This is a genomic window from Phosphitispora fastidiosa, from assembly GCF_019008365.1.
Lineage (GTDB): Bacteria > Bacillota > Thermincolia > Thermincolales > UBA2595 > Phosphitispora > Phosphitispora fastidiosa.
The window spans coordinates 25,008-36,925 of the sequence record NZ_JAHHUL010000004.1; the positions used below are offsets into that span (position 1 = coordinate 25,008).

At 39.2% G+C, this 11,918-nt stretch carries 12 protein-coding genes and 1 pseudogene; 2 read left to right on the forward strand and 11 right to left on the reverse strand.

The annotated features are described in order from the left end of the window. Positions 1 to 34 precede the first annotated feature (34 nt). From Ga0451573_RS05445 to Ga0451573_RS05455, 3 genes are all read right to left on the reverse strand, one after another. A complete protein-coding gene (locus Ga0451573_RS05445) occupies positions 35 to 1,363 on the reverse strand; it encodes a hypothetical protein (protein ID WP_231682878.1) in 1,329 nt (442 codons plus the stop codon). A 191-nt stretch (positions 1,364 to 1,554) separates the two neighbouring features. Then, positions 1,555 to 2,013: a DIP1984 family protein gene (locus Ga0451573_RS05450; RefSeq protein WP_231682879.1), complete on the reverse strand. Its 459-nt coding sequence runs from the start codon at positions 2,011 to 2,013 to the stop codon at positions 1,555 to 1,557. A 155-nt stretch (positions 2,014 to 2,168) separates the two neighbouring features. After that, positions 2,169 to 2,396, reverse strand: coding sequence for a hypothetical protein (locus Ga0451573_RS05455; RefSeq protein ID WP_231682880.1), 228 nt, complete (start codon positions 2,394 to 2,396; stop codon positions 2,169 to 2,171). Positions 2,397 to 2,712: 316 nt separating this feature from the next. Between Ga0451573_RS05455 and Ga0451573_RS20230 the strand changes: the two are divergent. Next, positions 2,713 to 2,853 (forward strand): annotated as a pseudogene (locus tag Ga0451573_RS20230) (IS3 family transposase); the annotation flags it as partial. Positions 2,854 to 2,975: 122 nt separating this feature from the next. Here the strand turns inward: Ga0451573_RS20230 and Ga0451573_RS05460 are convergent. The 8 genes from Ga0451573_RS05460 to Ga0451573_RS05495 form a co-directional block, all read right to left on the reverse strand. Beyond that, positions 2,976 to 3,227, reverse strand: coding sequence for a hypothetical protein (locus Ga0451573_RS05460; RefSeq protein WP_231682881.1), 252 nt, complete (start codon positions 3,225 to 3,227; stop codon positions 2,976 to 2,978). A gap of 372 nt (positions 3,228 to 3,599) precedes the next feature. Then, entirely contained in the window at positions 3,600 to 4,199 is a 600-nt protein-coding gene (locus Ga0451573_RS05465) for a hypothetical protein (RefSeq protein WP_231682882.1), read from the reverse strand. A 62-nt stretch (positions 4,200 to 4,261) separates the two neighbouring features. Then, entirely contained in the window at positions 4,262 to 5,794 is a 1,533-nt protein-coding gene (locus Ga0451573_RS05470) for a YeeR family protein (RefSeq protein WP_231682883.1), read from the reverse strand. 14 nt (positions 5,795 to 5,808) lie between these two features. Then, a complete protein-coding gene (locus tag Ga0451573_RS05475) occupies positions 5,809 to 6,657 on the reverse strand; it encodes a hypothetical protein (protein ID WP_231682884.1) in 849 nt (282 codons plus the stop codon). 31 nt (positions 6,658 to 6,688) lie between these two features. Next, positions 6,689 to 7,207 carry a helix-turn-helix transcriptional regulator gene (locus tag Ga0451573_RS05480; protein ID WP_231682885.1) on the reverse strand — a complete coding sequence of 173 codons (519 nt, stop codon included), beginning with the start codon at positions 7,205 to 7,207 and terminating at the stop codon, positions 6,689 to 6,691. 728 nt (positions 7,208 to 7,935) lie between these two features. Continuing rightward, on the reverse strand, positions 7,936 to 8,178 hold the full coding sequence (locus tag Ga0451573_RS05485; protein ID WP_231682886.1) for a hypothetical protein: 243 nt from the start codon (positions 8,176 to 8,178) through the stop codon (positions 7,936 to 7,938). Positions 8,179 to 8,480: 302 nt separating this feature from the next. Then, positions 8,481 to 9,464: a tyrosine-type recombinase/integrase gene (locus tag Ga0451573_RS05490; RefSeq protein ID WP_231682887.1), complete on the reverse strand. Its 984-nt coding sequence runs from the start codon at positions 9,462 to 9,464 to the stop codon at positions 8,481 to 8,483. A 1,454-nt stretch (positions 9,465 to 10,918) separates the two neighbouring features. Beyond that, positions 10,919 to 11,200 (reverse strand): stage V sporulation protein S, encoded by a 282-nt coding sequence (locus tag Ga0451573_RS05495; RefSeq protein WP_231682888.1) that lies wholly within the window; start codon positions 11,198 to 11,200, stop codon positions 10,919 to 10,921. 453 nt (positions 11,201 to 11,653) lie between these two features. Here Ga0451573_RS05495 and Ga0451573_RS05500 point away from each other — a divergent pair, with 453 nt between their 5' ends. Next, entirely contained in the window at positions 11,654 to 11,917 is a 264-nt protein-coding gene (locus tag Ga0451573_RS05500) for a helix-turn-helix domain-containing protein (protein WP_231682889.1), read from the forward strand. Position 11,918: the final 1 nt, after the last annotated feature.

Below are 11,918 nucleotides of genomic sequence, written 5' to 3' on the forward strand. Positions count from 1 at the left end.
CACTTCCTCCTTCACGTTAATATTTTTTTGTTCATTAACCGATTGAAATCAAATGAAGTTTAGTGACTAAAACAAACCTTATCCTGGCAATTATTACCGTTACATTATCTCGACTAACCAGTTCAACCCTTGGATCAGTTATATCAGCACTGTCTAAAATGCCGTGGGGTATGTGTCTTTGACAGAGGATAACAACATTGGCGGAAGATAACTTACCCATTAAAGCATTCTCACCGTCTTCATAAGGATTATGCCAGGTAACATTGGCTCCTAAGTCGCTAAGCGCCCTTGAATACTTCTCCTTATTCCTAGACCCTACAATAAGAATCTTGATTCCTCGGAATTCATCCCTATCATCAGAACACTTTGAATTTGACTCCTTATGTTTTCGTGATCGGTTGACAGTTGGGGTGATCCCGGAGAAATCATTATTATGTTCAAATGGATAAATAGTCTTAATTCTTGCTTTGCCATTACTAATAACCGCACTGGCTGGTAAATCGTCAGTAGCTCCTAGTTCTTCGGGCGAAATGTCAAGTCTATAGGCCTGTCCGTTTAATGATGCGAACCAATGTTGTTCATGACTATATAATATATAACCCATTACGACCTCAACGGCGTTATTATTGCGTTTCGCTATGTGCCTGGTATGACTCCTGAGGAACTTCTTCATCCTAATCATCTTACTGAGCAATCTATAGAGCGGCTCATACTCTGTAATGTTATCCATTCCTAATTTTTCATCCAACAGAAACAAAAGTTTACTAACAGGATAGCCCTTCTCTATTTCACGTTTGAGTGAATAGTATTTCCTTCTAAAAGAGTTTGCCAAGATTAAAGCCTCATTTAACTTGTTCCTTAATTTCAGGTTATCCTGGTTCAGGTCATTACTCTGAAGCTTTCTCACTTCCTCTTCTAAAAAATTAATTTGTTCCTTCAATTCCTGATTCATCTGTCTGAGTCTTCGGTTATCTTCAGTAACTTTTTTACGTCTATACTCCAGGTGTTTGTTTTCTTTCTCAATGCATTTATCGGAGGAGGTTCCTATCTCCCGTTGAAGGCTCTTTATTTTTTCCGTTAGCTCAGTTACTTTCCTCTGCCTTTCCGAAAGAATCTGGTTCCGGGTCGATATATCTTCAGTCATCTTAGTTACCTTCAATTGGGCTAGGCGGACTTTAAGCTCTAAATCCTTTTTTGCTTTCCTCAGTTCGGTAAGCTGATTAGCCATTTTTGCAACCTTTTTCTCAAGTTTATCTTTCACGGCTCTGACATTTTTCAGTTGTCTTTTTAATAGATCAATATTATGGTTTTCCGAATTATTCGTACCGGTTGATTCTGATGTCTTCCTATTCTTTGATTGCAATGCCTTTTGTTTTCACCTCCTTTAGTTGACACTTATAAAAAGTCAGTACTTGGTAGAACTAATTGTATTTAGCTATTAACACTCGTGTACAATGCTGGACATCATATGTAATGGGAACATTCCCAATACGTAACATAGGTATTTACCCGGTGTTGGACCCGTACTTCATAAATCAAAGTTACCATCTGTTTCTATTCCACTAAATCAATAGTCCAGTTCTTTTCCTGAAATCTGGTATCTAACTCCCTATACTGGCGCGATAGTTCATCCACCTGTTTTTGCAACTCCTTAACGTTAACTGTGCTTAGGTATCTAAGATCGGACCTCCTGTACCTGTCAGGCTTAATCATAGCTGCTTCCGCAAAATTGCTCAAAATCTCGCGTTTATTCAGTATTCCGTCTATTTTGGTTATTATATCGGAAATTGTATCCGTATCATTAAACTTTACCGTGCCAAGTGTTCTATTTATTCTTATTACTAAGCCAGTCAATTCCTCCGTTACCTGTTCCAAATCAGCCATTAAATCCTGAGGATTTTCAACAGGAATTTCTCCCTCCTGGACATTCGCATTATTGAGCAGTCTTACTTCAATCTTTTCAAGCCTTTCCTGAAGATCCTCCTTCAGGATTAATGCCTCAGCTAATTTCACGACACTTCCTCCTTCACGTTACTATTCTTCTATTCATTAACCAACTGAAATTAAATGAAGTTTGGCAACCAGAACAAACCTCGTCCTGGCAATTATTATCATTATGTCATCTCTACTAATTGGTTCGACCTTTGGGGCCGTTTAGATTAAATAATTTATTTCTTTTGTTTTTCCAGTTCATCAGCGTCGCTGCCTCCACAATCCTGAGTATTTCTTACACCAGAACCTTCCAAAAAGTTTTTTCTCTTCTCCTTCCTCTTTTCTCTTTTTGCTTCACACGCAGCAAGTTCAAGTTCCTCTAATGTAATTCCAGCCCGAATCATTTTTCTTGATATCTCATCTAATGATTTTTTTGCTTTTAAAAGTCTTATCATCCTATTCAAATTACTACCTCCTTTTGAATTCTTAGAAATAAAAAAGACCGCCAAAGAATAGGGAAACCCCCAATTAATTAGCAGTCTTTCATCAGTCTTTTAAGCGATTTTATGCCGTTTTCATTTATTTTACTACATTCTACTAAAAAAGTAAATACAACTACGTGGTCTTTGGTTAACAATAGATATGCGCATAAAGCTGGATAAGGCCATCCGGTGAGAAATGTTTACCACATTTATCAGCAATCATCTCTATGTTCCTTTTATTTAAGACTGTTTTTGGCGAGTAAATGAGTATTTCGGCAGAACCACCTTCACGGTCAAATTAGAAGATGAATGTTACAGCAGAAATGAATTCATGAACTTTACAGAGATATATAGAGTTATCAGTGAATATATGGATTATTACAATACCCGCCGCAGACATGGCAGAATAGGATATATGGCTCCTGCAAAATATTATTAAGCTGTTATTAACAGCCATAGGGTGTGAACAAAGTTAGTTGCTTAAGCAGCCGTTTATCGAAGACCCTTTATATCGGGAAGGTATCCATGTTAGCCTTTTCTGGCAGGGGGACGGCAAAGCCTTTAGCTGTAGCTGGCCCCGTCCGGACCCATGAAACAGGGATACCAGGGGCCCCATGTCAAGGGCGGCTGCGAGAAAATTGCTGTATCTCTATGTAAGCTTAACTTTAAAAAAGATATTCTCCATAATAGGGGGTCAAGCCGGTTTCGCATACCAAGAGCTACTGCCAATGGAGCGATGCCAAGATATTGTCCGGCAATCTGTAAAGTAATCTTTTTCATCTCCCTGATGTCGTCATCCGAATATTTAGCCACACGTTTCACCTCCTTCACTTTAGATCTGGTGATATGCGCTTATCCGTATTTACTGCATTAATGGGCCTTTGACGTGTCATTTGATTTTTTATTACCATAATAAAAAACCTCCATCATCTAGGGTTATCTTACCTTATAATGGAGGTTTTGACAATTTCCTATAATATTTAATGTTCAACTTTCGGGCACCGTTTTTACTCACATTTTTAATCTGCTACCCTTCAATATCAGTTCCATCCTTAAAACTAAAAATCAGCTTTCCTTCCAGCGTCACCGTTACTTTGTCCACTGCCACTGTCCACAGCTTTGCGTCAAACTCGTCTATGACAAGTGGGCGGGATTCGATGCTTCGGACAAAGGTTATTAACAGGGTTAGATGCCATTTGCTTCTGATGACGGCAGCAAGCATATCTTGGCTACTACGTCCGTAAATGTCTGCCATTCATCTTCTGGGTCAATCCCTACAAATTCATCTGGAGTCTTGGTATTCTCTGGTTTCTCGAATAAGAGGGGTTCATTATTGCAACCTTGGAAAAGGTGCCCATGATTGCTTCTACTAAAATAATCGCCATCTGCAATCAGTTCAATGATAAATATGTACCTATTCCCCCTGGCATGATAATCAGTCTCCCCAAGAAAGAATCTCAGATCCTTATTGACACCAAAGAACACTGCATAGTATATAGCTAGATTACCAGGCTTCTTCTTTAAATCGGGCATTTCCATAATCATCAAGCATGTATAATCCTCATCTGAGTCATTAATAATTATGTAATTTATTTTTATTTCTATTGGATGATTATTTACATTGTCTCCATTTTGATTGCAGATGTCAGCCCATAAAGACATCATAAGTGCATGAACTTGATCGGGACCTTCGTTAAACGCCTGATAAAATAAGTCTTTGCGGTATAAGAATAATTCTGGCAGTATCTCTCTTTGAAATATACTTCGCAGTTCCTCATTTTTCATTGGTTCATACTCCCTCATCCTCAAATTGGCTAATCGGAGTGTGCAGGTTTTCATTGTGCTCATTAATCTTTGCTGACTACAATTCCAATATAGCGGTCGATTTCACAACAGTTCTTTAATACTTTTGAATCTTCGACACCGTACTCCTTTGCCAGATCTATCGATACCTGCAAGCGTAGTTCATTATTTAATTCAAAGTCAAATGCGATATTGGTTATACCTTTGAGTTTTTTGTATCTCTCAATAATATCGGCATAAACAGCTTTATATTTTTCGTCAAGTGACTGCATCTTTTTTTCCAATTCGTGCTGATATTGCTCAATTAACTTGATCTCCTGCTTGTTCAATACATCCTTCGCTACCGAGGAAAACACACTGGTGGTTATGCTACCAATAACTGCACCTAGAACGGGAATCGGGATAATTACTTGACCTACTGCCGCTCCAACAGCACTCAAAGCAGAATCAAAACAAACTACTTGCGACATTGCCATGAAATCGTCGACCTCAATTTCACCTTTACGATACTTGTTAGCAACATTCAGAATACCAAATGCCGCTGAAGTATATGCGCTCGCTATTGGGGCGGGAATATTGTAAAGATTTCTCAGACAGTAGATAGAATAGCCTGTCACCCCTCCTTTAACAGCCCCTTTACCTGTGTCGAGGCCAACTTCTTTCCAATCACGTGCGGTAAAGTCCTCTATTTTTTTACCAGACTTTATTTTCTTGTAAATCGATAACCCTAGCGAAATTCCGCCACCGAATACCGCAGCAATACCAGCTACTTTTGAAGCCTCGGAAAAACTTGGCTTTGCTTGTTCCTGAGCAATTTGTCGGTCATTGTCGGCCTTTTTCTTTATCTCTTTTTTATTTTCCGCACTCTGCTCCTTGTATTGAGTTTCTTGTTTATCTAAGGTTTGCTTTGCTTCACCGATTTGAGGTTCACTATAGTCAAATGCCGAAGAATGCGTTACATCATTAAATGGCCGGTTGGTCTTCTCTTCGATCAATTTGATTAACTCTTTTGCCTTTTGAATAGTGCTCAGTCTTAATGGCTGCCCGTTGATATCAACGGTTTTATCGCCATTGAGAATTTTTTGTATAACTTCATATTGATCCTTCGGAATAACATAGTACGATCTGCCATCAGATCCAAAATACTCATACTTGCCATTATGCTTCAATACGGCATTTAATGTATTGTTAATACCGTTATAAAACTTTGACTGAACAACATGGGCTGCAACTATGTAATCTTCCGGGGCGGTTCGTCCGACGTTATCAAAAGTAGCGTCAGCCTTTAGGCCATCTAAAATTCTAAGACAATTTCTTCGAAGCACATCAAACTGCTCTGCTATTTCGCCATGTTTTGTCTCGTCATTACCCAGAATATTACCTGGATTACTAATAAATTCTCTAACACTATCAACATGCGTAAGGACTTCCAGAAGCTTAATGTCTTCTGCAGCATAAGCCTTTTTTTCCTTGCTGAGTATATCCTGCAATAAAGCTTGCAACTCTTCAAACTTCAGATTTTTGAGATATGACACATAAGCCCCAATACTTTGCCCTTTTACATCCTCTAATGACACAGCTCACACCTCTATCAATATGTTTTAACGGTTCGATCAAGCAATTTTGCCAAAGAAAGCGTGTTGTTTACCAGCGCACCGAGAGCCAATTTTTCATCCGAAGTATAGTCCAGGTAGTTCTGCTTATTTAGTGCTGAGATAGCGTCTAAACTCTTGCTCAAGCCTTCTGTATGTGTAATTGTTAGGTCCTTTATCTCGATTATTTCGTTGTTGAATCCCGTGAATTTACGTATAATTTCTTCTACCTTTGCTTTCTCTGCATGCGCCTTGTCCGCAATTTTCTTATTTTTTATGAAAGCAAAAGAAGCGCTACCAATAAGAGCAACTCCACCAATTGTCCATCCGATTGGCCCTGCTAATCCTAAAAGTGCTGTTCCAGCGCTCATCCCACCTCCGCCCGCCGCTAGCGCACCTCCACCCAACCAGGCTAAAGCGGCATTTGTAGCAGCTGCTCCCGAGAGAGAGGATATTGCGGCACCAGTGGAAGCTGTACCAAAAGTTGTGGCAACAGCCATAGCAGCAGTAGGTCCAAAAGCAGCTACACCTATACTAGTAGCAGCACCCACGCCAGCAATGCCACCACCCACTTTTGCAGCATTTATGGATTCTGCTTTGAACTCGGATGCTTCTTTGAATTGCGATACAAACACTTCTATTTGACCCAAATCTTTGTCAAAGATTTTCTCCGTGTTTGCTAGCGAATTCACAAATCGCTCGACATTTACAATAGCTTGTACTGATTTTTGCCGCTCGAGCATAAGTTCCGACGAAAGAATCTGTGTCTTTTCGGCTAATTGCTTATACCGCTCTACCGACGCTTCGAAGCTTGAAATAGCCGTTTTCTTTAGCTGTGAGTTAAACATTTTACACCTCCACTGCATTTTCCTTTTACCATTATTTATCTTTTTTCTGTTCGTTCTTTTTTAGTATTTTTTTGAGCCATGAACCGGTGACTGCTCCGCCTATTACTCCGATAGGTCCTAATGCAATTCCTGCGCCAATTAGCGCAGCTGAAGGAATTCCACTTAGTAATCCCATGAATACTGAAGCTAATGTTGCCCCTGTTACTCCGCCTGCTGCAGAAATAGAAACCACATTAATTGCTTCTTTGACTTTGTTATAGTCCTCCTCATTCAATTCGTTGCATTTATCCAACAATATAGTAACGACCTGTGGAAGAACCGTATTTTCCTTGTTTGTTTCTATTTCATAGTCGACAATAGCTCGTATAGCAATATATTGAGTAAGATTCAACGGTGTTTTGCCAGTTTCAAGATTGCTGATAGTCTGCTTAGTCACACCAATTTTATCGGCGAGTTGCTCTGCAGTCCATCCAGCAATTTTCCTGATTGCTGCAAGATTTTGCTGTAAACATTTAATTTGAGAGTCCCTATTTTCAAGATTTTTTGGCATAATAACCCTCCTTGAACAAATCATATCAAATATTTTTGTCGTTGTCAAATATTTTATACTGTATTTAAATTATTTTCCAAATTTAAATATCTTTACTTATATAAAATAGTATTAATTCTGTCTATGTGACCACAATATATGAGTTTGATGTTCAAAGAGGCACCGGACAGCCGCTTTTGTCCAGCGTGCTCCATCACCATGTACGTATATCTGCACAATTTCATCTGCCTCTTAAGCGTCATAAATCCATTTTGCAGCCTCAAGCCATAAATCTTCACTATTTCTCCCATAGCTGTTTATATGATGAATATTATACATTGACCTCGTTTGCCGTGTTTTTCTAGCCTAATGAATGCTAATTAACGGTACTATCGCATTAGACCCGTCCTCATTGCCACATGGTCCTCATCTGCCTCTACATGCAAAACCCGCACTTGCCTTTTTTCTGCAGGACGGGGCGTTTTCAATCCATTAATCTTTCTCACTTTTTTCATCACCGTCTTGCCTGCTGATTTCTCCGCCACTCACATGCAAGCTGCTTTGACCGTATAATGATTCTCCAGCATGCTGTATCACATAGTGCCCAATTGTGGGTAACTGGCAGCCAGGGTAAAATCCCTGGCTTACTTACGAACAGACCTAACAGAGAACAATTTAAACCCCTAAGCTGCTAGGGAAAAAAGAGACGAGGAGCCATACTGTAAAATGGCTCCTCATCTCTTTTTTCCCTAAAACATTGCTTTACTGTTTTTCTTCTGAAGATACCCTGAACAAGCTTTTCTGAGCAGGATGTTCGTAGTCAAGGAAAGCGGTATGCCTTTTTCCGATGCCTGTCGCTCTATGAATTTAAAAAGGTCTTCGTCAAGGTGAATGCTTACCTTCACCTTCTTATTTTGCTTGAGCCTGTTAAGGGTTTTCCGTTTTCTCTGTGGCCTATCTTTTAGGGTGTCCTTTACACCTTCGTTATCCATACTATCCCTCCTCTCATCATACTTTTACCATAATAAAAGATTCTTCGGAAAGTCAATTTTTTTCGATTCCTATTATTTTTATCTTAAATCCCAGTAGTTTTTTCTGAGCAGTTCTACAATGTTATTGTAGGCTCAAAGCCCTGAACATCTCTTAAAAGACTCTTTAGACTGCTACATCATTTTCTGAATAGTCTGTTTTAAACAGCTTAAGAGGACAATTAAGAACTGAACCAAGGTTAATTTGTTTAGCCACGCGAAGGCAAAGCAAACCTCCCCAAACTGCTTCTAACCGCTTAAGGCCATTAGACACCTCTTTGGGCATTGCGCAACAGAGTCAGATGAAATACTGAGACTATCAGATTTGCGAGGTCAGTAAACTCTCTGGGAATATATGAATAGGTAACGTCTAAGCGGTTATGGCCCAATAATCTGCTCACTGCAAGACGTGCCTGCCTATCTGTTAGCCCCGACATTCTTAATCTTAGGTACTCGGAAATAGCATAGTGGTGTCTGAAACCGTGTGTCCCCTTTTCAGGAATCCCTAATCTCTGGCAAATTCTCTTAACCTGCCTTTCCACTTCCCGAATTTTTTCAGTAAATATTTTTCTGTTGGCTGTCAGGTTTTCTCTCTCAATAACTTCCCGAAACTTCTTCAGTATGTTTTGCGGAACTGGAAGCTGCCTAACACGCCCTCCTTTGCCTTTGACCGTTAAGACTCCTTTCTTGAAGTCAATATCATGAACTCTGATTTTGGTAACTTCTTGGATTCGCAATCCTACAGTGTCCTGAACTTCAAGCATCAACCCTCTTGGATAATTCTCCTTTCGGACCGCTCCAATGATTCTATCTGCATCTTCCCGACTATAAGCGCCTCTATTCTTTCGGGCTTTTCTTTCTCTTATAGGCAGAGTAAGGTTTTTCGGCACGATTTCAATGGTTCGCTGAAATCGGACTTTCACCCCAGTTTCCAACTTCCTGAGAGCACTTCGCACTGTCTGGAGAGTCCAGGGACTTTTCCCCTCTGCTTTAAGCTTTTCAAAGTATTTTTCGGTAATTTCCGGCTTTAGATTGATTAACTTCTTCACCCCATGCTCTGCCTTTGCCCATTTTGAAAAAGTGCAACAGAGATTCATATACGTTTTCATTGTTTTGTGGCTGTATATTCCGTCAAGATATTCTCCATTATGTTCAATTTTCGCTTCATGCTTCGACTGTCCATAGGATTCCAGTGACTTCAGGCATAGTTCCACCTGGCGGGTCGGACTTGGTACTGACTTTTTCCCCATGCTGACCACCTCCTCGCACCGCTTCAAGAAGAGTGAATCACTTAAACTCTTCTTGAAGCGGTGCGAAAAGGTGAATACCCTCCCACGACTAACCGTCCCACTTCATGGTCCGTTTAGTCGCAGTTGCCGTTTTTAAAATCGTCTAGTTTCGGGCTGAAAAGTTAAACAATCAAGACGCATCCCCTCGGGACACGAAAGGCTGTCTTTTCAAGGCTTTGGCCATTAAATCCATGTCTGATACATTGTCTAATCGTTCTTCTATGAAGGTAGTCTATTTCAATTGTCGGACAGCGGTAGAAAACTCCTGCATTATCTTAAAAAGTACTGCAATTATTGAAGCGACTCAGATTCTTTTCTTGCTAGGTCTATTTCATTTCTCCTACTTCACCTTGAAACACCAGCAATAATACCTTAGAACATCAATGTGCTACATTTCAAGAAAAAAGTTGCCAACTTCTTGAACAGGGAAACATAAACAATTGTGATATAATATAATTTTTAAAACACTTATATCACCATTATCACTGGAGAGGTGAAAATGTTATGTATAAAGTTGTTTAGCCGAGAATGATGATTTTGCCAAAAAACTTTTAGACCACTGCATCAGTTGCTTCGTGACTTAACAAGTTCTGAAAAAACCAGCCCAGACATGAAGCATTTAACAAAAGAATTTGCCATTTCAGGTATTCTGAACCTCCCCGCCCAGACACCCCCTTAGGGCCATGGGAATCAGGCGGTTATTTAAACATTTTAAACCCAGAATTGCTGAAGTAGAAAGAGTTAAAAAAATGTCAAAACAGTATACTCAACTGCGTGAAGAAATCAAAATACTCTACAGGCAATAGAAAAAGTCGCCAAGGGAGGGCGACTTTTTCTATTGCTTGTGAATTAGGGAGGAACAAGTCCCCCTTCTTAAACCAGTCCATTTAAACATAGTACTGATTTCAGCGGCAATATCTACATCTTGAAAACTATGACTTTTTATCAGGCTATGGCTACTGCCTTCACTATGCAGAATTTTAACCATATAACAAGTTCCCGAAACATTCATGGACTTACTCGTGCTTCTTGCAACACCAGCATCTATATTGCATATTTTCCTTTGTCAAAAAGTATCGGAAGCCGCAATGGTTAAACTTCGCCTCTAACACCGCTACAAGAAAAATACCGATTTTCCATTTGCGAAATACAATAGTTTGCTAGTCTATGAAGTCAAATTTTACAAATTTTGTAACTTTCTTATCTGACCCCTAAATAATCTTTAGTTGAACCATTGTTTCCTAAAAACTCATATAAATTCATCTGAATTACCTTAAAGGAAATAATTTAAAAAGGTGTTCAATAAAAAGAGTCGCTGGAGGAGAGCGACTTTTTTTATTACTTATATTACCTATGTAGGGGTGGGGGAATATTCCCCCACGAAGCAATCACCTTTTTGGGGGAATTTTCCCCCGCTAGGCAATCGCCTTTTTCTTCCTAATAAGTGTCCATTTCAGTGCAGTTTTGATTTCACCGGCAATATCGACGTCAACAAAACTGGGAATAAATTCAACATCTATATCATTGGTTGCCAGGAATCCTCTTACTATAGCCAGACTCTTGGCACAGTTACTAACTGCCAATACCCCGATTGCAATGACATCAACAGATCCCATTTCTTTGACGATTGCAGCAATAGAACCCGCCACGGATGATGGACTACTTTTGGAACTTACCTTCACCAGTTTTCTATTCATAGAATAAATCCTCCTTCATTCTGATTATAATTTACTCTAGAATTTAAGACACCTTGTAAACAATACATTCCCCCTTTTTTATCTATTTTCTAGAGTAAATACAGGTTACCGGGCCATACTTAGTGTTGTCAAGTTAATTTTTTAGAAATTTTATCATTATTTACAATTATTTTTCAACATTCGCTTTTAAAGCCAAAAAAGTCAACCGGCCCCCTGTTCCAATAAGAATATAAAACCTTTCTCCGAAAAATCAAGTACTTTTTTAGTTGTTAAACATTAATACCTCCCTATTTCAGCGCCAAAAAAAATATTAAAATTTTTTGATTTATTTTGCTAAAAATACTTGAAAATTTAAAATATCTTGTTCTAAAGTAATTTTCATCATGATTATTCCTTTTACCGACCGAATTGGAATGTCATAAAATTTAAAGAACAATTAAGGAGGCTGATATAATGCCCAACAATAGCAACCAAACCCTAAAGGAACTTCCTCAAATTCTGACCGTACCCGATATAGCAAAATACCTGCGCATTAGCCGTTCTTTGGCATATGAACTGGCACATCATAAAGACTTCCCAAGTATAGTGATTAACAGAACCATCCGCATTTCAAAAGATGCCTTTCTGGAATGGATTAACGAGCAAAAAGCAGGAAAACCCGATAATGCCGGAGAATATTCCTATATTCCCGGCCGGGGAGTCGAAAGGAGGATGTAAT